The sequence below is a fragment of the Melissococcus plutonius ATCC 35311 genome (assembly GCF_000270185.1).
Taxonomy (GTDB): domain Bacteria; phylum Bacillota; class Bacilli; order Lactobacillales; family Enterococcaceae; genus Melissococcus; species Melissococcus plutonius.
On the sequence record NC_015516.1, the window covers coordinates 318,596 to 344,803 of the forward strand.

Below are 26,208 nucleotides of genomic sequence, written 5' to 3' on the forward strand. Positions count from 1 at the left end.
TTCGTGTATTTAAAACGAATTGAAATTGCAGGGTTTAAATCCTTTGCAGATCGAACGATTATTGATTTTGAAAATGGTGTTACTGCTGTTGTTGGACCAAATGGGAGTGGAAAAAGTAATATAACTGAAGCCATTCGTTGGGTGCTTGGCGAACAATCAGCTAAGAGTTTACGTGGTGGTAAGATGCCAGATATTATTTTTGCAGGTACACAGGAAAGAAAGCCATTAAATATTGCTGAGGTAATGATTGTTTTAGATAACACGGATTATTACTTACCTCTTGATTTTAGTGAAATTAGCATTATGCGTCGCTATCGTCGAACAGGTGAGAGCGAATTTTTCATTAATAAACAGGCTTGTCGGCTTAAAGATATTCAAGACCTATTTATGGATTCTGGTTTAGGTAAGGAATCTTTCTCTATTATTTCACAAGGTAAAGTTGAAGCTATTTTTAATAGTAAGCCAGAAGATCGACGTGGAATTTTTGAAGAAGCTGCCGGAGTATTAAAATATAAGCAGCGTAAGAAAAAAGCTGAACAAAAACTGTTTGAGACAGAAGATAATTTGGATCGAATCAAAGATATTATTCACGAATTGGCAGAACAGTTAGTGCCATTAGAAACTCAAAGTAAAACAGCAGAAAAATTTTTAATAATCAAAAAAGAGCTGACTACCGTTGATGTGGGTTTAACTGTGGTAGAAATCGAGGATACAAAAAACTTATGGGAAACGAAAAAAGAAGAATTTCATCAGTTAGAAGAACAACTAAAAATTGTTGATCAACAAATTCATAAATTAGAGGACTATCTACAACATACTCGTACCAAACGTACAGCTTTGGATAAACAAATTGAAATACAACAGCAACAACTCCTTCAAATTATCGAGTCATTAAAGCAAACTGAAGGACAAAAAAATGTTTTGAGCGAACGTTCAAAGCATACATTGCAAACAGCAAGTGAATATGAGCAATCATTAAATGAGCTGACAAAAGAAATAGCAAATTATCAAGAAGAATTAACACATATACAATCAAAAATTTCTTTAAATGAGCAGCAGCAAAAAGAATTAAAAAAAGAAAATCAAACAGCTCAAGCTAATGTAGCAAAGTATAGCAAATCTTCTAAAGAGTTAATGGAAGAATTAAGAAGTCAATATGTAGAAATGATGCAAGATCAAGCTAATGTTTCAAATGATTTAAAATATTTGGAACGTCAATATCAACAAGAGACGACCAAAAACAAACAATCGATTCAAAAACACGAATCGTTGGTGAATGAGTTATCGCAAGCTTTGATTAAAAAAGAAGAATTAGCAGCAAATAATCAAGCAATTGAAAAAGTATTAAAAGAGCAGATAACAAGGTATGAAGAAACTAAGCAACAACTTGAACTAAAACAACAAGCATTAACAGACAAGCAAAAAAAAATGTACCAAATGATGAATCAAACCCAACAAGTTAAAGCAAGACAGAAAAGTTTACAGGAAATTCAAGAAAATTATACAGGCTTTTATCAAGGGATACGAATTATATTAAAGAATAGGCAGCAATTATCAGGAATTATTGGTGTAGTTGCTGAATTAATAAAAGTACCTGAAAAATATACAATAGCCATTGAAACAGCACTTGGCAGTGCTGCTCAGCATATTGTTGTGGAATCTGAAAAAGATGGACGAACAGCAATCAATTTTTTAAAACAACAACATGGTGGACGGGCAACATTTCTACCAATAACAACAATTAAAGCACGTCAGTTATCTACATCTGTCTATACTAAAATACAAAAACAAACAGGTTTCATCGGTATTGCAAGTGAATTAGTTCAGTATGAAGAAAAAGTTGCAGCTATCATAAAAAATTTATTAGGAACAACATTATTTGCGGATTCTTTGGAAAATGCCAATCAATTAGCAAAATTAATTAGTTATCAATACCGTATTGTTTCATTAGAAGGGGATATAATGAATCCAGGTGGTTCAATGACAGGTGGAGCAAACAAACGTGGTAGCCAGGGAAGCCTTTTCAACCAATCACATGAATTACAGTTACTCAATGAACAAGTCATTGAATTAGAAACCAAGCAAAGACAGACAGAAAAAGAAGTTCAGCAATTGATAAATGAAGAACAACAATTAAGGGAAAATTTAGAACAGTTGCGATTAAAAATGGAAGAAGATCGACTCAAACAACAAGAATCAATGAGTCAGCTGTCTAATGTTCAATTGTTAATTGAGCGTTTGACAAAAGAAAAGCGATTATTTGAATTTGAATCTCATGAAATTCATCAATTTTTATCGGACTATCAATTACAAAAAGAAGAATTGCTTAAAAAACAGGTATTTTTATTAGAAGAAAAAGAACGTCTTGATTTAGAGATGAATCAAATAGAACAAGAAGCAAGCCAGATGGAAGTATATAAAAACAAAGCACAAGAAATATTCAATCAAATTCAATCAAAACAGGCAGTGATGAATGAACAATTTGCTTATTTACTTCAGCAAAAAAATGAAAAACAAAGTCAATTGACCGGTATTGTTGAAAAGAAAGCTAGTTTGACACATCAATTGCAACAATTGAACGATCATTCGGTGGATCACCAAACTACAGAGAAAGACCTAGCTATGCAGTTAGATCAATTATCTGATGAAAGAGAAAAAATACAAACTTTAATTTATGAAGAAAAACAAACACAGCAACAATTACAAAAAGAAATAAATCAAACAGAAGCTAATTTGGCAGATAAAAATAAACAGCAACAACAATTACTTTCTAGACAGACACAAATAGAAATACAAAAGGACCGTACGGAAGTCAGATTGGATCACTCACTTCAATATTTACAAGAAGAATATAATTTAACATTTGATTATGCCCAAAGTAATTATGAGCCAATCAAAGAAAAGGATACAGCAAGGAACCAAGTCGAAGAATTAAAGCAAGCCATTAAACGATTAGGTCCTATCAATTTAGAATCTATTGATCAATATCATCAGGTCAATGAAAGATATCAATTTCTAATTACACAACGAGATGATTTATTGAGTGCTAAGGATCAATTATTTGGAACAATGGATGAGATGGATCAGGAAGTCAAAGAACGATTTAGCGAAACTTTTAAGGCAATTCGTATGCAATTTCAATCTGTTTTTCCTAATATGTTTGGTGGTGGACAAGCTGAACTTATTCTAACGGATCCCAATGATTTGTTAAATACAGGAATTGAGATTGAAGCACAACCGCCAGGTAAAAAATTACAGGGATTGAGCTTATTATCTGGTGGAGAACGCGCATTAACAGCAATTGCTTTGTTATTCTCCATTATTCACGTTCGGCCGGTACCTTTTTGTGTGCTTGATGAAGTTGAAGCTGCTCTTGATGAAGCAAATGTAGCTCGTTTTGGTAGATATTTATCGACATTCGAAGATGAAATGCAATTTATTGTTGTCACACATAGAAAAGGTACCATGGAAGCTGCAGATGTTTTGTATGGTGTTACTATGCAAGAATCAGGCGTTTCCAATCTTGTTTCTGTTCGCTTGGAAACTATAAAAGAAGATGAAAAAATTGTAAAAAATGTATAGTAATAGGAGGAAGATAGTTGATCAAATTAATAGCTATCGATCTAGATGGTACTTTGTTAAATGACAAAAAAAAGATTTCAATAAAGAATAAAGAAACCATTGCTAGGGCCAAAGCTTTAGGCATTAAAATCGTTATTTGTACTGGACGTCCTTTAAAAGCAATGGAACATTATTTAGAGGAATTAAATTTATTAGAAGAAACAGATTATTGCATAACATTTAATGGAGGATTAGTACAAAAAACGAGTAATGGAGAAATCATTAAGAAGGCTTTGTTACCACTTAAGGCGATTAACGAAGTCTATCTACTAGCTATTTCTTTAAATCTACCTTTCGATGTTCTGTCTGATCATGAAGTATTACAATTGCCATCTTCACCAGAGCACCCATCTATTTATAATAAACTAAACAATACATTAACATTTACTCCAGCTGTTTTAAACGAGCTGACAAATGATCGGATTTACAATAAAATAGTCATGGCAACAGCTGCTGATTATTTAGATAGGCAAATAAAGCAAATTCCACATGAGTATTATGATCACTTTGAAATTATTAAGACAAGAAAGAATTTATTGGAATTTATGCCTAAGGGAATTACAAAGGCTTATGGACTGTCTCTTTTAGCAGATGAGTTAATGATTAAATCAGAAGAAATTATGGCAATTGGTGATGAAGAAAACGATCTACCAATGATTCATTATGCAGGAATTGGTGTTGCAATGGAGAATGCTGTTTCTAAAGTTAGAAGTGCAGCCGATATTATTACCACTACCAATGAAAAAGACGGAGTAGCCTCTGCAATTGAAAACTATGCATTTTCAACATTACAAGGCGTGAAGGGAGGAATTTAAATGGGATTTTTTGATAAAATAAAAAAAGCATTTACTGCTGAAAAAAGAGAAGAAAAAGAAAAATCAAAAGAATTAAATGAAACATCAAAAAATGAAAAAACAAATGAAGCTACTGAAAAACAAGAAATAGAACAAGCAAGAGAACATAATCTTTCCGAGTTAACATCTGAACAAAAAGAAATTCAAGAAAAGGCAAAAACAGAGCAACAAGAAAAAATAACTATTCAATCGGTGGATCAATCAACTAAAATTGAGAATGAACAAATTACTAGAAATACTCCAAATTTAAATGTACGGCCTGAAGTAAAAAATACAAGTTCATTAGAACAAACAAGTAAATCAGAGGAACAAACTGAAGAAAAGATAGAACAAAATCAGGAAGATAAAGAAGAAATACTTACAACAATTGCACAACCAGAGACTGAGGCAAGTATTGAAACAAAGACACAAAAAAAGTATGAAAAAGGTCTAACTAAAACACGAAAAACTTTTTCTCAAAGATTAAATGAGTTATTTGCTAATTTTAGAAGTGTTGATGAAGATTTTTTTGAAGAGTTAGAAGAAACATTAATTGGTGCTGATGTTGGGTTTGAAACTTCTTTAAAAATCACAGATTCTTTAAGACAAGAAGTAAAACTAAGAAATGTGAAAAAGCCAGCTGAGGTTCAGAATACAATTATTGAAAAAATGGTCGATTTGTATGAAGAAGAGGGAATTAACGAGGATAATTCCTTAAATATACAAACAGATCAATTGACAGTAATGTTGTTTGTTGGCGTAAATGGTGTAGGTAAAACAACAAGTATTGGCAAGCTAGCTTATAGTTATAAACAACAAGGGAAAAAGGTAGTAATGGCTGCAGCAGATACATTTAGAGCAGGTGCAATTGATCAGCTGATTGTCTGGGGAGAAAGGGCAAATGTTAAAGTGATTCATGGAAAGGCTGGTGGTGATCCTGCCGCTGTTGTTTATGATTCAATTAAATATGCTAAAGAAGAACAAGCAGACATTTTATTGATAGATACAGCTGGACGTTTACAAAATAAGGTAAATTTAATGAATGAGTTAGAGAAAATTAAAAGAGTAATTCAGCGTGAAATACCTGAAGCACCACATGAAGTATTGCTGGTCATCGATGCAACGACTGGACAAAATGCAATGTCACAAGTAAAACAATTTAAAGAAACAACAGATGTTACAGGGTTAATCTTAACGAAGCTAGATGGCACTGCTAAGGGTGGTATTATTATAGCTATTCGAAATGAACTTCATCTCCCAGTTAAATTGGTTGGTCTTGGTGAGGGAATTAATGATCTAGAGCCATTTAGTACCAACGACTTTGCTATTGGTTTGTTTAAAGGATTACTAAAAGAGGAAGATTAAATTTTGTAATTAGTTAATAAATGAGCGAGAATTCTTTCATCCTTCATTATCGATGACTAGATGAATCGCTTTTTTCATATGATATAATTGATTGATAAAGTTTTAAATTTAAATATAATTTGTTAGTCAAGGAATAAATAAGGCAGATCGTTTGGTTATGAACCTTAGGGGAAGTTAGATGGAATAAAAACAGCAACAAAAAAGTATTTTTTGTTTTTGGTATTTATTGATTTTAATATCCTATAATGTCTGCTGCACAGCCGAAATTAAACGACTATCCTATATCTATCAGGTTTAACAAATAAAAATTCTTTATTATAGTTTAGATGGTTGATTTTAATTATTATTTATTGCTATATTCTTAGTTTGTATATTTACTATTTTTATTAACTAAATAGTTTAACAATGAAGAATAATTGGCAATTCATTCAGTAAAAATAAGAATTAATAAATATAAATTGCGATCCTAAGTTATAATGGATAATATAGATCATTATGAAAAAATATAAAAAAATAAAATTGTTAAAATATATATCTTATTTAATGATATGATAAAAGAATAAATCTAACGTTCTCATAAAAATTACTTGTTAATAATAAACAGGTTTAAAAATTTTTCTTGTTTTATTTAAAATATGAGTACATAGAAATAAAAATTCTTAAATAGAAAGATAATCATAGAAAAACAGTCAACGATAAAATTAAGAAGTTTGTTTAAAAGAATAATTTTACTTGTATTTTTTCGTTGTTTAGACAAAATTGAAATAAAGAAAGTCATAAACTTTCTTCAGCTAGTTAAACTTTCTTCTAGTTAAATGAAATGTTTATAGGAAATTTCTTTTGGAAAGAAGGATGACAAGTATGAATTTTAAAAGTTTATTACAACAAAAGAAGGTAAAACCTTATATTCTATCCGCACGTTTTGGTTTGGAAAAAGAAAGCCAACGTAGTAAAATAGATGGTAGACTTGCAACGACAGAACATCCTAAAGTGCTAGGAAACCGTTCGTACCATCCTTATATCCAAACAGATTTTAGTGAAACACAAATTGAGTTAATTACACCTGTAGCAGATTCTATCGATGAAGTATCTCGTTATTTATCAGCGATTCAGGAAGTTGCCTATCGTTCATTGGAAAAGGAAGAAATACTTTGGCCACTTAGTATGCCACCAAAACTGCCAGAAAAAGATGAAGAGATTAAAATTGCAAAATTAGATGATTTTGAGGAAACTTTGTATCGACAATATTTAGCTAAAAAGTATGGCAAACGAAAACAGATGATTAGTGGTATTCACTTTAATTTTGAATATTCAATTGATCTTATCCAGCATATGTTTAATGAACAATCAGAATTTGAAAAAATTGAGGAATTTAAAAATACATTGTACATGAAAATAGCTCGTAACTATTTACGTTATCGTTGGTTAATTACCTATTTATTTGGTGCTTCTCCGGTTTGTGAAAAAGGTTACTTTACTGAACAGGATAAATCATTAAATGAACCGGTAAGAAGTATTAGAAATAGTTCATTTGGTTATACAAATGAAGAAGTTGCAGCTGTTTCTTATGCTTCACTTAAAAATTATTTAGAAGATATTCATCGTTTGGTTGAAAATGGTATCTTGGCAAAAGAAAAAGAATTTTATTCACCTGTTCGTTTGCGTGGTGGCAAACAAATATCCGATTTATGTCATACGGGGATTCGATATATTGAGCTACGAAATTTAGATTTAAATCCGTTTACGTCTTTGGGAATTGATGAAGATACTTTAAGATTTTTGCATATTTTTCTTTTGTATATGCTATGGACAGAAGAACTAGAAACACCTGATGAATGGATAATGACTGGCAATCTTGTTAACAACCAGATTGCTTTAATGCATCCTTTTCAATCAATTAACTTACTTTCTGAAGGTGATCGAATATTTAGAGAGATGTTTGAAATGCTTGATGAATTGGAATTGGTTGAGGAGAAAAAATTGGTTGATATGTACTATCAACAATTAAGAGCGCCAGAGACGACTATTGCTGGTAAAATGTGGACAATTATTCAGGAAAATTCTAATAAAGAGTTAGGAATCATTTTTGGCAGTGAATATCAAGCAGCTATTCTCAATGAACCTTACCAACTAACTGGTTTCCAACAAATGGAATTATCTACCCAAAGCTTTTTGTTTGATACCATTCAAAAGGGAATTGCCTTTGAAATTTTGGATGAACAAGAACAATTTTTGAAGTTAACGCATAAAAATCATGTTGAATACGTGAAAAATGCCAATATGACCAGTAAAGATAGTTATATTGCACCGTTAATAATGCAGAATAAGACTGTTACAAAAAAAATCTTGGCAGATGCAGGATTTCAAGTACCAGTTGGTGAAGAATTTATCTCTCTAGAACAAGCACAACAAGCCTATTTAGATTATGAAAATAAAGCTTTTGTAATTAAACCTAAAACAACAAATTATGGAATTGGAATTACAATTTTTAAACATGGCGCTTCGTTAGCAGATTTTACATTAGCATTGGAATTAGCTTTTAAAGAAGATCAAGTGGTAATCATTGAAGAATTTTTAGAAGGAACTGAATATCGCTTCTTTGTATTAGATGGAGAAGTAAAAGCTATTTTATTACGGATACCTGCCAATGTTATCGGAGATGGCTTGCATACAGTAGAAGAATTGATTATTGAAAAAAATCTTGACCCATTAAGAGGAATAGGACATCGAAAACCTTTAGAAGCGATTCAATTAGGGAAATTAGAACAATTAATGTTAAAAGAACAAGCATTAATCTCTGTCTCTATTCCTAAAAAAGATCAGTTTGTTTATTTAAGAAAAAATTCAAATATTAGTACTGGTGGAGATTCCATCGATGTTACAGATGAATTTAATGAAAGCTATAAAAAATTGGCAGTTGAAGCCGTTCAGGCTTTGGGGGCTAAAATTTGTGGCATTGATTTTATTCTTTCAGATGAGAAAAAACCTATAAATAAAAATAGCAAAAGCTATGGTATTATTGAGGCAAATTTCAATCCAGCAATGTATATGCATATCTATCCATATAAAGGAAAAGGTAGGCCGCTTACAATGGAAGTATTAAAATTTCTCTATCCGGAGTTAAATGAACAATAAAAATTGATGATCGATAATGGTGCAATGATTTTTGATACTGATAATTTATTAGGTCTAAATTTAGAAAGCATCTACCTAGTAATTGATGCTTAAAAAACTAACTATGCTAAAATTAATATTCAGGTAATGTACAGACAATGAAATAAAAATGGGTTGTTATTTTATTTTTTAATGATTTTTGTCTATTTATGTTGTTGTTTCTAATATATATTTATTAAATCTAGCAAAAAATTTAAAATCTATTAAGAAAGTTGTGTTTATATATGTTAACCTTTACTTCATTGACACAATCAGAATTCACTGATTTTTCACAACAATTTTCAGGCAATAATTATTTACAGACAAAAGAAATGGCCGAACTTAAAAAAAATAGAAATCAAATGGTTGATTATATAGGAGTAAAAGACAATCAGAAAATTATTGGGGCAACACTTATTACAAAGCTTAAAATTAAAATGGGTTATTACTTCGATATAGATGGAGGCATGTTAATGGATTATTCTTCTGCTGAAGTTTTTCACTGTTTCATTGAAGGAATAGAAGAGTATGTCCGTAAAAATGATGGACTATATGTGACAATAAGCCCAGATATACCGGTTTGTGTTCGTTATGATGAAGAGATAACGAACCTAAATGAATCTGTTGTTGAAAAATTTTTGTCAGCTGGATTTATTAAAAAACAAGCACAACAGCAATTGGATAATCAAGGAAATCCACTTTGGGTTTATAAAAAAAATGTTCAAGGACTTACTGAACAAACGTTAGTAGATTCTTATCAAAAGAGTGCACAATATAGTATAAAACGTGCGCATGAATTCGGCATTCAAACAAGAAAACTTGCCTATGAAGAGTTACAAGAATTTAAAAAAATAACAGAAGAAACCAGTCAAAGAAGACAATTTGAAGATAAATCATTAGAATACTATCAATCCGTTTACAAAAGTTATCAAGAACAAGCAAGGTTTATGATAGCTGAAATTAATATAAAAACATATTTAGAAAATTTAAAGAACAAGCAAGTAGAAATTCAGAAAAAATTAGAAACTATAGAAGAAGTTCTTTCAAAAAATCCAGATAGCAGAAAAAAAACAATCAAAAAAAAGAACTACTTTCTGAATTGGCAACTTATAACAAACGAAGACAGGAAGCAGAAAAAATTGCTCGAGAAGAAAAAAAAGAATTAATTCCATTAGCTTGTGCCTTATTTATGATTTGTTCGCAAGAAGTTGTTTATCTATTTTCAGGAACATTAGAAAAATATAAACAATTTTATGCTCCTTACTTAATTCAAGATGAAATGCTTCATTATACAGTTAACCGACAAATACCTCAATATAATTTTTATGGTATTTCTGGTAATTTTGATGGTTCAGATGGTGTATTGAAATTTAAAGAATCATTTAATGGTTATGCGGAAAAGAAAATTGGTACTTTTCAGTTAATTACAAAACCAACAAAATATAGGTTATATCAATTGTTGAAAAAAATAAAAGGAACATAAAGATTCTAAAAAGACGAATTGTTGAATGATCTCATTCTGCAATTCGTCTTTTTAGGATTATTCGTTACTCTGTTAATAAAATTATATATAAAGTAATAATTAATTTATAAATTTTTGCCCAATTATTCGTTTAATTTGGCCTTTAACCAAATAACTTATGCCAAAATCCTTTAGGCTTGTTGCCTGATTTTTTTTGTGAATTTAGTGGATATTTTTTCTCAATATCTATTATTGGTTCATTCACTGCCTCATTTGCTGTAACGATTAAACCGAAAGCATCTGGCTTATTCTCTACAAAATCATTAATGATAGTAAAATGGTTATTGTTTTTATTAATTAATTTTATATAGGTATTTTGTAAATCAGGAGACATTTTACCATTTAACAAACTAGTCACATTTGGATGTTTTTGTAATTCTTTAAGTAAATTCAGCTGATTTTCTGGTTTTTCCATTTGAGTTAGAGTCATTGTTAGATAGCAGCGTTCTCTAAAAGTTCCCATATAACGATGTTGTTCATCTGGTTTAATTAAAGGTATACCATGCATTCCCTCATCTAGATGTTGTTGTAAATTACCTTTTGGCATAACCAAATTCACCTTCTGTTTTTAGTATATTTTATTTATCGTTACTTAGTTATTATATCATAATTTGAAAATTTTGATTTAAATATGTCTTGCTTTTTTATTCTCTGTGAAATAAACTATTAAATGATAATGAAAACCATTCTCATTTAAAAAAGGATGATTAGATGAAAAAATTAATCTTATTTGTTTTTTTACTTCTTTTATCTATCATATCTGTTTGTATCGGTGTTAAAGATTTTTCTATTCTGCAATTGTTCCATTTGGATATTAAGCAACAATTCCTATTAGTTGCAACGCGCATTCCTAGAACGATTAGTCTAATTATTGCTGGTAGTACAATCAGTGTTTCTGGTCTAATTATGCAGCATCTTACACAAAATAAATTTGTTTCACCAAGTACTGTTGGCACAATGGATAGTGCACGTTTAGGTATTTTGATTGTGATGGTTTTCTTTCCAAATGCACCTCTGCTATTTCGCTCATTTGTGGCATTTTTATTCGCTTTAGTTGGTACTATGTTATTTATTTATTTAACAAAATTTTTGTCAATAAAAAATCAATTAATGCTCCCACTTATAGGAGTTATGTTTGGTAATATTGTTGGCTCCATTGCGACTTTTTTTGCTTATCAACTGCAATTGGTACAAAACATGTCTTCTTGGTTGCAGGGAAATTTTTCAACTATTGTTCGATGAAACTATGAATTACTTTACTTAACGGTTCCCTTGTTAATTATTACTTATGCATATGCTTATCGTTTTACAATTATTGGTTTGGGTGAAGAGGTTTAAACAAATTTGGGACTTAATTATCAACAACTTCAATTATTTGGTGTTGGAATTGTTGCTCTATCAGGTGCAGTTATTTTGGTTATGGTGGGAAATATTCCATTTTTAGGAGTAATTATTCCAAATCTAGTTGCTCTTTGTTATGGTGATCATATGAAAAATACCTTGTTCATAACAGCTATTATTGGAAGCATTTTCTTATTAGTTTGTGATATTCTTGCTAGGACACTTATTGCTCCGTATGAATTCTCCGTTAGTTTGATTGTTGGAATAATTGGTAGCTTTATTTTTATTGCATTGTTATTGAGGAGGAAAACAATATGAAAAGATTGTTTCAAGGATCCTCAACTCTGCTATTATTTTTAATTTCTTCTGTTTTTATTGTTTGTTCTATCTAACATATAACACTTATGGAAATTGGTTATTTGCCTTAAATTTACGTGGAAAACGACTAATTGCTTTTGTTTTAGTCGGTATAGCTACAGCTTTTTCAACGATTAGTTTTCAAACAATGACAAACAGTCAATTTTTAACACCTAACATTTTAGGCTTAGATTCTTTATATATTCTTATTCAAACGGGAATTTTCTTTTTTTTTCGTCGTATAGGTACTTTAGAAAATTTTTCTACAGGTCTATTTTTTTTAAATGTTTTGTTAATGGTTGGTATGAGTTTATTTTTAGCAAAGTTTTTATTGGGAAAACGTCAAAATGATTTATTTCTTTTATTAATGATTGGTATGATTCTGGGAACTTTTTTCAATAGTATTAGCACATTTTTACAAGTCATGATGGATCCTAATGAATATGAGCAGTTGCAAGGAAAATTATTTGCTAGTTTTGGCAATGTTAATAGTCAACATTTAATGATTGCTGGTATTTTGATTTTATGTTTGATTCTCTGTCTCTGGATTCAAAGTACTTCTTTAGATGTTTTGCATCTAGGGAAAGATCAAGCAATGAATCTAGGTATTTATGTACCAAAATTTCAGTTAGGATTGATTATAATTATTAGTACCTTAATTGGACTGTCTACCGCTTTAGTTGGATCAATAACCTTTCTAGGATTTATTGTAGCTAATACCACCTATCAACTGGTGAATACCTACAAGCATCAGCAATTATTTATTATTGGTAGTTTAGTAGCTATTTTATTTCTTGTACTTGGTCAATTTTTAATAGAACAAATTTTTCAGCTAAATGCTACGTTGAGTACGGTGATTGAATTTATTGGTGGTCTTTACTTTGTTTTTAGAATTATAGGTGAAAGGAAGCAACAAAAATGATTGAACTTAAGAATGTTTCAAAAAAGTATGGTGAAAAAATTGTTGTTTCAAAAGTACAAATGCCAATTACCGATCACACACTAACTGCTTTTATTGGACCAAATGGTGCTGGTAAAAGTACACTACTATCAATGATTCGCTGTCTGATTCCTAAAGATATAGGTGAAATATATGTAGACCATAACGAAATAAAAACTTGGAAACAGAGTGAACAGCAAAAAAATTATCTATTTTAAAACAAACAAATGGAATTAACTTAAAATTAACTGTTTGTGAATTGGTCAATTTTGGACGTTTTCCTTATACAAAAGGAAATATGCAAAACAGAGATGATGAAAAAGTGACACAAGCTTTAGAAAATTTAGGATTAATAGCTCTAGAAAATGAAATGATTGATACACTTTCCGGTGGTCAATTGCAACGTGCTTATATTGCAATGGTTTTAGCGCAAGATACAGACTATATTTTATTAGATGAACCATTAAATAACTTAGATATGAATTACGCTGTCCAGATAATGAAAATTCTACGTCAATTGGTAGATGAAGCAAACAAAACAATTGTCATTGTTATACATGATATTAACTTTGCTGCTAGCTATGCAGATGAGATTGTTGCTATGAAAGATGGAAGACTCTTTGCAAAAGGTAAGGTAGATGAAATCATTCAATCTGATATATTAAGTGAATTATATGAAATGAATGTTGATATTTGTCATATTAAAGGAAAACGTTTTTGTATGTATTTTACTTGATTTGTATAAATTTTAATAAGAAGCAATGAGGAGGAAATAATTTGAAAAAGAAATTATTAGTTGGAATAGTTTTATCAATGGTTGGAGTGTTTGTTCTTGGTGCGTGTTCTAATGGAGGAAAGAAACTAGATAACGTTAATGAAACAAAGAAAGCAAGTACGGCAGTCGATAAGAAAAAAGAGAATCAAACAATTGAAGTGATAGACGGTGAGGGAAAAAAGGTAGAAGTACCAAGTAAGCCAAAGAGAGTAGTTGTGTTCGATAATGGTTCTTTAGATACAATAGATGCATTAAGTGTTGGTGATCGTGTAGTTGGTGTACCTGCTAAAAGTATTCCTAATTACTTAAGCAACTATCGAAAGGTATCTTCTGCTGGTAGGATTAAAGAACCAGATCTTGAAAAAGTGAATCAATTAAAACCAGACTTGATTATCATTTCTGGACGTCAAGAAGATTACAAAGAAAAAATGGAACAAATCGCTCCAACTCTTTATATGTCAGTAGATGATACGGATACATGGCGTTCTACAAAACATAATATTGAAACCGTTGGGAAAATTTTTGATAAAGAAAAAGAAGCAAGAACTAAAGTCAAAGATTTAGAAAAAGAAGTAACAGATTTAAAGACAAAAGCAAGTCAACTTGATCAAAAAGCTTTAACTGTAATTGTAAATGAAGGCCAACTTTCAACCTTTGGTAAAAAATCACGTTTTGATGTTATTTATGATACTTTTGGCTTTAAAGAGGCAGATGAAAAAATTAAACCTTCGATTCATGGCCAAAGTGTTTCATATGAATACGTTTTAGAAAAGAATCCAGACTTTTTATTTGTGGTAGACAGGACAAAAGCAATTGGAGGAGATGACTCACATAATAATGTAGCCGAAAATGAACTAGTAAAGAAAACAGAGGCTGGAAAGCATAACAAAGTTATCTCACTGAGACCAGACGTTTGGTATCTAAGTGGTGGTGGTCTAGAATCTCTGCATTTAATGGTTGAAGATGCAAAAAAAGCTTTAGATTAATAGTCTGAGTCAATTATAGGATAAGTAAATAATTCTTAAAAGCCAAATCAGTCTTTGTTAAGGAATGATTTGGCTTTTAAGAATTATTCCCTCGTAATATTGAATAGAAAATATCGTAAATTAATTAGGAATTTTAAAGAAATAAGCGGATAAACGTTTACGTAAAAAAATTCCTAGATAGGCCGAAGCAATTGCTTTAATAATCCATGGAATAATAAAAGGAAGAAAACCAGTCATCCAGGCAGTTTCCCATGAAGAATTAGAGAATAATTTTAACCACAAAGTACCTGTAATCATTGGAACCATACTACCTATCAAATTAGCAATTATGCCATATTTATAATTAAAAGTAGTTTTTTCCAGTATCATTCCAGTAAGCCAACCATTAAGAATAAAACCAATCAGATAACCACCAGTAACACCAAATAAAACACCGAAACCAGCAGTCATTCCTGCAAAAACAGGTAATCCAATTAAACCTAATAAAAGGTAAATTAGAATAGAAATAGTGCCAATTTTTTTACCAAGAAGTGTTGCAGCAAGTCCAATGGCAAATGTTTGACCTGTTAGAGGGATTATACCAATCGGAAAAGAAAGTTGAGATAATAGAGCTATGATAATTGAAAATTCAGCGGATAAAATCAATGAATGAATAGAAGATTTCATAAATAAAATAATTCCTTTCAATTGTTGTTAACCATTTATAAAAATCGGTTAACGATAATTGTAGAGGAATTTTACTCATTTGTAAATAAATTTATTTTATTTTAATGATGTTCATAACTTAAAAAGACTTTGTTCAAATATTTGAACAAAGTCTTTTTAATGGTGAGCTGAATAAATTTTTGATTAACGATTAACGGTTATAGAATTCAACGATTAATGCTTCATCAATGTCTTGAGATAATTCGTCACGTTCTGGTAAACGTGTTAAGCTACCTTCAAGTTTATCAGCATCAAAATTAACAAAAGCTGGACGACTAAGTGTAGCTTCAATAGCACTCTTAATTGTTACCATATTTTGTGATTTTTCACGTACAGATATAACTTGTCCTACTTCAACATGATAAGAAGGAATATCTACGCGTTTATTGTCTACTAAAATATGTCCATGATTTACCAATTGACGTGCCTGACGGCGTGTGGTTGCTAAACCTAAACGATAAACAATATTGTCTAAACGTTGTTCAAGTAAAATCATGAAGTTAACACCATGTTTTCCTTCTTTGATTTTGCTTGCTTTAACGAATAAGTTATAAAATTGACGTTCGTTCATACCATACATATGACGTAGTTTTTGTTTTTCAGTTAATTGCAAACCATATTCAGACAATTTTCCACGGCTGTTTGGGCCATGTTGACCTGGTTTGTAAGGACGACGTGCTAATTCCTTTCCTGTTCCAGATAATGATATGCCTAATCGACGAGATAATTTCCAAGATGGTCCAGTATAACGTGACATTTTATATTCCTCCAATAAATAAGTTTTGGAGTAAAATAACCAAATGAAAAATTCATAATTCGTTCAGTTTGATCTTCAATCTTCACTCTATGCAGCCGTAGTTACGCAATTGAACCTAAAATGGCATCAAACTGTTGACGAGATTATTATTCTTCTGCTGCATTATTTTACACAAACTTAAGTATAGCTCGTAAAATCTAATCATGTCAAGCAATTTTTTATCTTTGTTCTATTTATTATTAAAATGAAAAATCACTAGACAAAAAGAAATTTTGTCTTTAGAATAAGAAAGGATAATTTGAAAATAAAGATAAAAAAATGGAGGAGAAGAAAAAATGCAACCTGTATCACCATTATTTGAACAAATTGATAAGTCAATAGATAAAAAAATTGATTTATTTCAAAATAGCTTTTTACGTTATGCTATTCGAGCTATGCTGGCTGCAATGTTTTTATCGTTAGGTACAGCAGTTGCTTTTGTAATTGCAATGAAGGGGGAAGAAATTGCCCCAGGATTGGAAAAAATATTATATGCATTTATGTTCAGCTGGTCACTTGTCATGATTCTTTATTTAAATGCCGAATTAGGCACATCAAATATGTTATACATGACTGTAGGTGTTTATAGAAAAAAATTAGGTATACCATTAGCTTTAAAAATTTTGTTAACTTGTATTTTTTTTAATATGATAGGTGGTTTATTATTTGGATACCTTGTTTCCTTAACAGCACCTTTCCAACATTTAAAATTAGACAATTATTTATTTACAGCTGTTGGTAGTAAATTAACAAAGACGACCATTCAAATTATAGTAGAAGGTATATTTGCAAATGTTGTGGTTAATACTGCTGTATTGGCAAGCATGAGAATGAAAGATGATGCTGGAAAAATCGCTGCAATCATTTTCATTATTTTCATTTTTGCACTTTTAGGCTATGAACACGTTATTGCAAACTTCACTGCTTTCCCACTTGCTTTCTTTTCTTCACATGGCCATATGGCAGAAATGACGGCCGGAAATGTTGCACATAACTTGATCCTTGCTCTAATTGGAAACTATATTGGTGGTGGCTTAGTCATGGGATTAACTTATAGCTGGTTAAATGGTACAGATACTAAATATGTAGATTAAATTACATACAAATAGGCTGAGAGTATTTTCTCAGTCTATTTGATTTTTTACTTTATTTTTAGTTTTAAACTATTGATAACATTTTACATATTAAGACCAGAAAGAATCTACAATTAAAACTATTTTATTTGGTAGAAAAGAATTGTAGTTGAATGATTGAAACGAGTAAATAAAAGATTGAAGATTGATAGATAAAAAGCAGACAATGGAATGAATAGAGAGGATATCTAGTAATCATGGCAAGAAAGCTTTATGCATTTGATATTGATGGTACATTATTAACAAATGATAAAAAAGCATTAGAAAGTACACGAGAATCTTTGTATAAATTAAGACAACAAGGACATTTGGTTACTATTGCTACAGGTCGTAGCCGTATTATGGCTCAAGAGGTTCTTTTTGATTTAGAATTTACAAATTATATCTTATGTAATGGAGCTGCAGGTTTTTTGGATCATGAACAATATTATCAAAATTTATTAGACCAGGCAGCCTTAACAGCATTTTTAGAAATGACAGAAAAACAACAAATTGGATTTACATGTGTCGGTTTAGATGATCTGAAACAAATGAATCATTATAATGAAAGTGAGGTATTTGAAGCCTTACATTCTCTCCAACAACAGATACCTTCTTTCGATCAGACATTTTATCAATCAAATGATATCTATCAAGCATTAGCATTTTATGATCAAACCAATCCAATCAATGAACAGTTGTTTCCAGATTTTAAATTTGTTCGTTGGCATCCATATGGTGTAGATGTATTACCAAAAACTGGTTCGAAGGCAGCAACGTTATTAAATTTAGCAGAACGAGTAGGTATTGCACATGAGGATATTATCGCTTTTGGAGATGGAGACAACGATATAGAAATGCTTAAAGAAGCAGGTATCGGAGTGGCAATGGGAAATGCTACAAAATATGCTAAACAGGCAGCTAATTTTATAACAGCTACAAATGAAGAAGATGGCATTTTTAAGGCATTGAAAAAATTAGGCGCCTTTTAAATTATTCATTAACCAATAATATAGAAATAGAAAGAGCTATTGATTAATGAATATAAGGCATAAACAACAATATAAGTTATGCTTCATATCCTTTAAGGAAGATGTCCATTCCAATATATTTATTTAGGATATACTGATATTACCTAATAATAAAATAGCTAAATTGAAAGAGAACTTCTTTTGCTAAGCTGAATGTTTGATTTGATATTAATCTTATAAATGATAAATAATTAAACAATTTAAAAAAGTAGAGCATGTATAAAGAGATTAGAAAAATTTTCACTATACATGCCCCATTTTTATTTTTATGACCTTAATTTGTTTCAAAATAATCTAATTAAACAATATTGGATTTAACATTGATTGCATAAAATGCTAAAAGATTGAATATAATTTTAAATTCAATAAGCTTTTTCAATTCATAAGATGAATCAAGTCTTATCATCATGTTTTACTCAATTACAATAACCCCATCTTTTAAGGCAAATGGACTTTCTTGATTGATATGATCATAGAATAAAACACCATTTATATGATCAATTTCATGCTGAACAACAATAGCTGCATAACCTTTTAAGCGCAACTTATGTTTTTCGTTTGTTTCATCAAAATATGTAATTGTAATTTTATGGTGCCGTACGACATACCCAGAGACTTCACGATCAACAGATAAACAGCCTTCTCCCTCTGAAAGACATGCATCTTGAACAGAATGACTCACAATTTTTGGATTGTACATTACAGTACTTAAAAGCATTTCAGATTGATCTGGATCAAGATCTGGAATATGAACAGCAATAATTCGTTTAGAGATATCTAATTGTGGAGCTGCCAACCCAACACCGCCACGTAGATGCATTTCTTCAGCTTTTATTGGATCCTGACTATTTTTTAAAAAAGTCAGCATTTCTCTACCTAGATTAATATCATCCTCTGTTAAGGGGACTGGGACTTCCTTGGCAATTTGTCGTAACGTTGGATTTCCTTCTCTAATGATATCATCCATCGTAAGCATAGCGATATTCTCCTTTCTATATTTTCTGTAATGAAAAATAAAATTAAACTAATCCATTTAAATATGAACAGTGATTTATTTTTTAGTTTACCATAAAATAGAAGAAATTGAAGTATAAACTGATTAAATTAAAGAAAACTAGGTTTTGATCTTGCTTTTTATTAGAATTTCAGGTAAAGTTGATCTGTATGTAAACATACTATCGGTCATTTAGTTTAACGAATCACCAACGTTTTACTCAGTGATTAGATTATTAAAAAAAGAGGTGAAACGCATGGCAATGTCAAAAGAAAGAAAAAATGAAATCATCAATGAATATGCACGTCATGAAGGAGATACTGGTTCACCAGAAGTTCAAATTGCCTTATTGACAGCAGATATTAATCATTTAAATGAACACGCTCGGGTGCATAAAAAGGATCACCATTCTTACCGTGGACTTATGAAAAAAGTTGGTCATCGTCGTAATTTGTTAGCATACTTACGTAAAACAGATGTACAACGTTATCGTGAATTAATCCAGCGCTTAGGATTACGTCGATAAAAGTTGTTTTTGTTAAAGTAATGCGTTTTTTAAAATAGCAAATTTTTTATTTTAAAAGCAGATTCTATTGGGTAAATAAGTATAGAATTTTATGTAAAGCATTTTTGACTAGATTTTTTAACACATCATTTATTTGAGATTGGTAAATTTTTGCGTGGGATTGTCTTTTATCCCACGTCTTTTTTATAATAAAGTAAACGAATTACCTTGAGAGTATTTTCTATATTAGATATTCTGAATATAAATAGAATAAAGATAGAAAATAGCTTTTCACTAAATAATATTAAATTCTTTGGAAGGTCAGTTAATCGTCTACTAATCAAATGAAAGAAGGCCATTATGTTTGATGACCTGTTTTCATTTGTTTAGTAGTGGCTGATCTTTCCAAAGTAAAATAGAAGGAGATAGATTATGTCAGAAAAGCAAGTATTTAAAACAAGTTGGGGTGGACGTCCTCTTCAGGTTGAAGTAGGGCAACTCGCTAAACAAGCAAACGGTGCTGTGTTGATTCGATATGGAGATACCGTCGTATTAAGCGCTGCTGTTGCTTCAAAAGAAGCAAAAGACGTTGATTTTTTTCCATTGACTGTTAATTATGAAGAGAAAATGTACGCTGTTGGGAAAGTTCCTGGTGGCTTCATTAAACGTGAAGGACGACCAAGTGAAAGTGCAACATTAACTGCTCGTTTAATTGATCGCCCAATTCGTCCAATGTTTACAGAAGGGTTTAGAAATGAAGTTCAAATTACAAATATTGTAATGAGTGTAGAACAAGATTGTTCACCTGCTATGGCAGCTATGTTAGGTTCTTCCTTGGCATTAACAATTTCTGATATTCCATTCAACGGACCGATTGCTGGTGTTGAAGTTGGCCGTATTGATGGTGAGTATGTGTTAAATCCAACTGTTGAACAAAGCAATCAATCAGACATTGATTTGAGTGTTGCTGGAACAAAAGAAGCGATTAATATGGTAGAAAGTGGTGCTGAAGAGGTGTCTGAAAGTGACATGTTAGGCGCACTATTATTTGGTCATGCAGCAATTAAAGAATTGGTTGCCTTTCAGGAAGAGATTCGTCAAGCAGTTGGGAAAGAAAAAATGACCATACAGTTATTACAAGTTGATCCTGACTTGAAAAAAGGAATTTATACGGACTATTATGAAACAATGAAGAGAGCTGTAATGACAGAAGAAAAATTAGCAAGAGAAGAAAATATTCAATCTGTCAAAGAAGAAGTACGAAACAATTATAGTGAAAAATTTTCAGAACAAGAATATGAAGCTCAATTAAGTACCGAAGAACAATTGAATAATGAAGTCAAACAAATTGTTGAAGACTTGGAAAAAGATGTTGTACGTGAATTAATCACAATTGACAAAATTCGACCAGATGGACGAAAACTAGATGAAATTAGACCACTTTCTTCAGAAGTAAGTTTATTACCAAGAGTACATGGATCCGGTTTGTTTACGCGTGGTCAAACGCAAGCCTTATCTGCTTGTACATTAGCTCCTTTAGGTGAACATCAAATAATTGATGGATTAGGTATTGAGGAATCAAAACGATTTATTCATCATTATAATTTTCCACAATTTTCAGTTGGTTCTACCGGGCGGGCTGGTTCTCCCGGCCGTCGTGAAATTGGTCATGGAGCATTAGGTGAAAGAGCTCTATCTCAAATTATTCCAAGTCCAGAAGCTTTTCCTTATACCATTCGTTTGGTTGCTGAAGTTTTAGAATCAAATGGATCATCTTCTCAAGCAAGTATTTGTGCAGGAACTCTGGCTTTAATGGATGCAGGTGTACCAATTAAAGCACCTGTAGCAGGAATTGCTATGGGACTTGTTAGTGATGGAGAAAATTATACAATTCTGACAGATATTCAAGGGCTTGAAGATCACTTAGGTGATATGGACTTCAAAGTTGCCGGCACAAAGCAAGGAATCACTGCTTTACAAATGGATATTAAAATAGAAGGGATCACTGAACAAATACTTAAGGAAGCTTTAGAACAAGCGAAGAAAGCTCGTATGGAAATTTTAAATGAATTAACTTCAACACTTGCTGAACCTAGAAATGAATTGAGTCAATATGCACCAAAAATTGAAATGGTCAAAATTGATCCATCAAAAATTAAAGATGTTATTGGTAAGGGCGGGGAAACAATTAATGGTATCATTGAAGAAACTGGCGTGAAAATTGACATCGATCAAGAAGGAAATGTAAGTATTGCTTCCTCGGATGATATTATGATTAAACGAGCAATCAAGATTATTGAAGATTTGACAAAAGATGTCAAGGTTGGACAGGTTTATCTTGGTAAAGTTGTTCGTATAGAAAAATTTGGTGCATTTGTAAACTTAATTAAAGGCAAAGATGCGTTGGTTCATATTTCTCAATTGGCAAATGAACGAGTAAAAAATGTTGAAGATGTTGTTAAGGTTGGAGATGAAATCTTGGTGAAAGTTACTGAGATAGATAAACAAGGTAGAATAAATGCTTCTAGAAAAGCTCTATTAAATGAAGAAAAAAACCAAACAAACGAACAATAAGTAGCTAAATTTGTTTTAATTATAAATTTTGGAAACCAATGAACTTTTATTTAATAAAAAAAACTAAAGAGATAAGAGCCGACTCTTTTGTTTGATTAAAATTAGTGGTAAAATCAAAATTATCAGTCCGAAGAACAATAAGAGGTGCCTATTGTGAAAAAATTTAATCCAAACAAGAATATCATTATTGCTTTATTATTGGTTATCATAATCGTTGTATTCATTAGTTTGACTGCTGCACAACGTACAAATAAAGGAAAAGCAAATATTGTTCAATCAACGATCAGTGATGGCATTGGTTTAATTGACAAAGCTATTTCATTCCCAGCACGCACTATTGAAAATGGGACAACTTCAATTAGTAATTTAATGAATACTTACAAAGAAAACGAACGATTGAAAGAAAAAATTGATGATTATAATGAACTTAGAATTCAAAATCATAATTATCAAAAAGAAATTGGTACATTAAAAGAAGAACTAGGCTTAAATGAAACCTTAACAAATTATGAAACAATCACTGCCAATGTCATTACTCGTTCACCAGATACATGGCAAGATATCTTAATCATTGATCGAGGAACAAAGGATGGCCTAAAAGCAAATATGGCAGTTATGGCACAGAAAGGATTAGTGGGACGTATTATTGAAGTCAATCGAGCATCGGCAAAAGTAGAATTGATTACTTCTAAAAATATTACTTCTAATCATTTTCCAGTGCACATATCTTCTAAAAATGGGGAATCTTATGGTCTGTTAAAAAATTATAATGATAAGGCACAAACATTGACAGTTTCTCAGTTGACTGGAAATACTCAGGTTAAAGCAGGAGATGTTGTTCAAACCTCCGGGTTAGGCGGAAACTCACCAGCTGATTTACCAGTTGGTACGGTTCAAAAAGTAAAATCTGGTAGTTATGGTTTAGATCGAGAGGTAGCTGTAAAACCCTATGCAAACGTTTATGGAGTTTCCATAGTAACTGTAGTGAAAAGATCGGCGGGCGAAGAATAGAAATGATAAAAAAGGAAAATATTAAATATTATGCGCCTATTGTGTTCTTTTTGTTAATGCTTATCGATGCACATATAACTAAAATAATGGAAACATGGACAAATAACATTTATTTTGCAAATTCACATTTATTACTTCTAGCCTTTTTGTTAATTATTCAAAATGTATCAAAAAATTATTTGCTTGTTTCTGCCATTATTTTAGGTATACTATGTGATATATATTATATAGGCATTATAGGCATTTATACAGTTGCCTTGCCGGTTACTGTCATACTTATGTTTTATTTTAGAAAAATCGTTCAGACAAATTTGTTTACTACATTCTTTAGTATTGTTATTTTTATAACTATTTATGAATTGATTTCAGTTTTCTTACAAATTATTTTTCATCTATCAAGTGTTCGACCATTGTTATTTATCACAAGAGTGTTAAGCCCTACACTGTTACTTAATATGCTTTTCTTTGTTATTTTTTCCTACCCTATAAAAAAGTTATTTGCAGAGAAATAACGATTTATTTAGCGTATTAAATCTAGGTTAAAGAAAAGTAAGAGTAATTTTTATTGAGGATAATAACTTTTTATCAATCTGTAGAACTTTGACAGAATGTTGAAGATTTTGCAGATTGTTTGTTTTATTGTATTTATTGCAAGATAATTAAGAAAGGGAGGTGAACAAAGAGAATTTTAGCATAGTAAAAAATGAAATATTTTTGTAATCTTGATTTTATCTCTATGAAATACAGCTATGCTACAATCAATCTATACATTAAGGAAACTAAATAAAAATTAAGCAAATTTGGAGGAAAAAAGTGTGAAGAAAAGTGCATTGTCAGCATTAATGGTTTGTTCAATCGCTTTAACAGCCGTTTCTATTCATAAAGCAGCATCTGCTGAAACTATTGATTCAAAAATTCAACAGCAAAATCAGAAAATTGATTCGTTGAAGATGCAACAAACACAAGCAGAAAAGGAACTTGCTTCCATTGCTTCAGATATGTCAGCTACTACACAGCAAGCAAAGGAATTGACTGCTAAAAAGGATGGATTAACCAAAGAAATTAAGGACCTATATGATCAAATTTCTGATTTAAATGTACGTATCCAAAAAAGAGAAGTACAAATGCAAAAACAAGCACGTGACGTTCAGGTAAATGGCGGAAAAAGTTATTTAGATGTCGTGTTAAATTCGGAGTCTGTTTCAGATGCAGTAACTCGTATCCAAGGATTATCAACACTTATGAGTGCAAATAATGATCTGTTGAAACAACAAAATGCAGATAAAAAAGTTGTTGAAGAAAAAACAAAAACTGTCCAAAAGCAAATTTCTGATTTGGATAGTGCAACAAAAGAATTAAATGCGAAAAAAGCTTCATTGGATACACTAAAAATTCAACAAGAAGTAGCTAAAAATGAATTAGAAGCACAACGCACAACAGAAGAAAACAAAAAATCAAGTTTTATTGCTCAAAAAGAAGCTGCCCAAAAGAAACTTGAAGAAGAACAAGCAAGACAAAAAGCGGCAGAAGAAAAAGCACAACAAACAGCAATTGCTGAAGCAAAACAACGTGAAGTAGCAGCTAAACAGAATGAGCAAAAACGTACAACTAATCTGAATGCTACTGATAAGAAGATTGTTCAAGAAAGTGCTTCTGTTGAAACATCCAAAAATACAGAAAAGAATAAACCTGCTGAAAATAACCAGGCAAGTGGAACATCTGTAGAACAACCAAAAGAAACACCAAAACAACCTGACGCAGGTCAACAACCAGAACAACCAAAAGAAACACCAAAACAACCTGATGCAGGTCAACAACCGGAACAACCAAAAGAAACACCAAAACAACCTGACGCAGGTCAACAACCAGAACAACCAAAAGAAACACCAAAACAACCTGAGGTAGAACAAGTACAACCAGAACAACCAAAAGAAACACCAAAACCTGTTCAACCAGAACAGCCAGTACAACACCCTGTTGCCCACACTCCAACGCATAATAATTCAGGAAATGGATCAGCAGCAACTGGCGGCGTATCATCAGCAAAACGTGCAGCAGTTAATGCAGCATTGGCTGATGTAGGTAACTCTTATCAAACTGGTTGGAACCAACCGGGAGAATGTTTGGTATCTGTTAGACGTTGGCTAACAGCTGGCGGTATCAATTTTGGCTTCGGTGGCGTTCATAGTGGATATACAGGCTCAGGAGCTACAGAGGTTTCTTGGAGCAATGTTCAACCAGGAGATGTCGTTCAATATGAAAATACCTATTCACCTGATGGTTGGATCGGTGGCGTGCATACATTATTAGTTGTAGCAGTGAATGGCGGATCTGTCCAAATTGTTGAAGCAAATAATCCAGGCGGATCTGGTTATGTATCAACGACTTATGGTTGGAATCCAGCACCACCAGCTGGCTTTAGAGCAGTTGTTTGGCGCTTCCCAGGCTAGTTCAAATGTATGTTACTCAATACAAAATGTATTACAATGAATAATATTGAACTAATCATTTAGTTATTTTATTTAATTGTTTAAACCTTCATAAAAACTATGCTAGTTAGTTTTTATGAAGGTTTTTTTTATAAAAA

The 26,208-nt window shown here is 31.3% G+C and carries 16 protein-coding genes and 4 pseudogenes; 16 read left to right on the forward strand and 4 right to left on the reverse strand.

The genetic code is table 11. The annotated features are described in order from the left end of the window. Positions 1–3 precede the first annotated feature (3 nt). From smc to MPTP_RS01430, 5 genes and pseudogenes are all read left to right on the forward strand, one after another. Positions 4–3,582: a chromosome segregation protein SMC gene (gene smc / locus MPTP_RS01410; RefSeq protein WP_013773226.1), complete on the forward strand. Its 3,579-nt coding sequence runs from the start codon at positions 4–6 to the stop codon at positions 3,580–3,582. Positions 3,583–3,599: 17 nt separating this feature from the next. Continuing rightward, a complete protein-coding gene (locus MPTP_RS01415) occupies positions 3,600–4,436 on the forward strand; it encodes a Cof-type HAD-IIB family hydrolase (protein ID WP_013773227.1) in 837 nt (278 codons plus the stop codon). After that, the gene (gene ftsY, locus MPTP_RS01420) at positions 4,437–5,819 is read left to right on the forward strand and encodes a signal recognition particle-docking protein FtsY (RefSeq protein ID WP_013773228.1); all 1,383 of its coding nucleotides are present in this window, start codon (positions 4,437–4,439) and stop codon (positions 5,817–5,819) included. A gap of 861 nt (positions 5,820–6,680) precedes the next feature. Continuing rightward, positions 6,681–8,954: a bifunctional glutamate--cysteine ligase GshA/glutathione synthetase GshB gene (gene gshAB, locus MPTP_RS01425; RefSeq protein WP_013773229.1), complete on the forward strand. Its 2,274-nt coding sequence runs from the start codon at positions 6,681–6,683 to the stop codon at positions 8,952–8,954. A 263-nt stretch (positions 8,955–9,217) separates the two neighbouring features. Beyond that, a pseudogene (locus MPTP_RS01430) lies at positions 9,218–10,455 on the forward strand (peptidoglycan bridge formation glycyltransferase FemA/FemB family protein). Positions 10,456–10,597: 142 nt separating this feature from the next. On the opposite strand, the gene MPTP_RS01435 reads toward MPTP_RS01430, so the two are convergent. Continuing rightward, positions 10,598–11,041, reverse strand: coding sequence for a YueI family protein (locus tag MPTP_RS01435; protein WP_013773232.1), 444 nt, complete (start codon positions 11,039–11,041; stop codon positions 10,598–10,600). A 164-nt stretch (positions 11,042–11,205) separates the two neighbouring features. Between MPTP_RS01435 and MPTP_RS01440 the strand changes: the two are divergent. The 4 genes and pseudogenes from MPTP_RS01440 (at position 11,206) to MPTP_RS01455 (ending at position 14,893) form a co-directional block, all read left to right on the forward strand. Then, positions 11,206–12,153: pseudogene (locus tag MPTP_RS01440) on the forward strand (ABC transporter permease). Beyond that, positions 12,150–13,114, forward strand: a pseudogene (locus MPTP_RS01445) (iron chelate uptake ABC transporter family permease subunit). The pseudogenes MPTP_RS01440 and MPTP_RS01445 overlap by 4 nt, the downstream one beginning before the upstream one ends. Further along, positions 13,111–13,868 (forward strand): annotated as a pseudogene (locus tag MPTP_RS01450) (iron ABC transporter ATP-binding protein). The pseudogenes MPTP_RS01445 and MPTP_RS01450 overlap by 4 nt, the downstream one beginning before the upstream one ends. 41 nt (positions 13,869–13,909) lie before the next feature. Next, complete coding sequence (locus tag MPTP_RS01455) at positions 13,910–14,893, forward strand: siderophore ABC transporter substrate-binding protein (RefSeq protein WP_013773236.1); 984 nt, start codon at positions 13,910–13,912, stop codon at positions 14,891–14,893. 120 nt (positions 14,894–15,013) lie between these two features. Here MPTP_RS01455 and MPTP_RS01460 read toward each other — a convergent pair whose 3' ends face one another. Together MPTP_RS01460 and rpsD are read right to left on the reverse strand one after the other, a co-directional pair. Continuing rightward, positions 15,014–15,559: a biotin transporter BioY gene (locus tag MPTP_RS01460; protein ID WP_041363463.1), complete on the reverse strand. Its 546-nt coding sequence runs from the start codon at positions 15,557–15,559 to the stop codon at positions 15,014–15,016. 190 nt (positions 15,560–15,749) lie between these two features. Next, positions 15,750–16,355 (reverse strand): 30S ribosomal protein S4, encoded by a 606-nt coding sequence (rpsD, locus tag MPTP_RS01465; RefSeq protein WP_013773238.1) that lies wholly within the window; start codon positions 16,353–16,355, stop codon positions 15,750–15,752. Between the two features lie 335 nt (positions 16,356–16,690). Here rpsD and MPTP_RS01470 point away from each other — a divergent pair, with 335 nt between their 5' ends. After that, positions 16,691–17,488 carry a formate/nitrite transporter family protein gene (locus tag MPTP_RS01470; protein WP_013773239.1) on the forward strand — a complete coding sequence of 266 codons (798 nt, stop codon included), beginning with the start codon at positions 16,691–16,693 and terminating at the stop codon, positions 17,486–17,488. Between the two features lie 236 nt (positions 17,489–17,724). Further along, complete coding sequence (locus MPTP_RS01475; protein WP_013773240.1) at positions 17,725–18,498, forward strand: Cof-type HAD-IIB family hydrolase; 774 nt, start codon at positions 17,725–17,727, stop codon at positions 18,496–18,498. A 451-nt stretch (positions 18,499–18,949) separates the two neighbouring features. Here the strand turns inward: MPTP_RS01475 and def are convergent, their stop codons facing one another. Then, entirely contained in the window at positions 18,950–19,513 is a 564-nt protein-coding gene (def, locus tag MPTP_RS01480) for a peptide deformylase (RefSeq protein WP_013773241.1), read from the reverse strand. A gap of 274 nt (positions 19,514–19,787) precedes the next feature. Here def and rpsO point away from each other — a divergent pair, with 274 nt between their 5' ends. From rpsO to MPTP_RS01505, 5 genes are all read left to right on the forward strand, one after another. Continuing rightward, complete coding sequence (gene rpsO / locus MPTP_RS01485; protein WP_013773242.1) at positions 19,788–20,057, forward strand: 30S ribosomal protein S15; 270 nt, start codon at positions 19,788–19,790, stop codon at positions 20,055–20,057. Between the two features lie 411 nt (positions 20,058–20,468). Next, positions 20,469–22,610 (forward strand): polyribonucleotide nucleotidyltransferase, encoded by a 2,142-nt coding sequence (gene pnp / locus MPTP_RS01490; RefSeq protein ID WP_013773243.1) that lies wholly within the window; start codon positions 20,469–20,471, stop codon positions 22,608–22,610. A 153-nt stretch (positions 22,611–22,763) separates the two neighbouring features. Next, positions 22,764–23,621, forward strand: coding sequence for a rod shape-determining protein MreC (gene mreC / locus MPTP_RS01495; RefSeq protein ID WP_013773244.1), 858 nt, complete (start codon positions 22,764–22,766; stop codon positions 23,619–23,621). Between the two features lie 2 nt (positions 23,622–23,623). Further along, positions 23,624–24,133 (forward strand): rod shape-determining protein MreD, encoded by a 510-nt coding sequence (gene mreD, locus MPTP_RS01500; protein WP_013773245.1) that lies wholly within the window; start codon positions 23,624–23,626, stop codon positions 24,131–24,133. Between the two features lie 303 nt (positions 24,134–24,436). After that, on the forward strand, positions 24,437–26,071 hold the full coding sequence (locus MPTP_RS01505; RefSeq protein ID WP_013773246.1) for a CHAP domain-containing protein: 1,635 nt from the start codon (positions 24,437–24,439) through the stop codon (positions 26,069–26,071). The last annotated feature ends 137 nt before the right edge of the window (positions 26,072–26,208 follow it).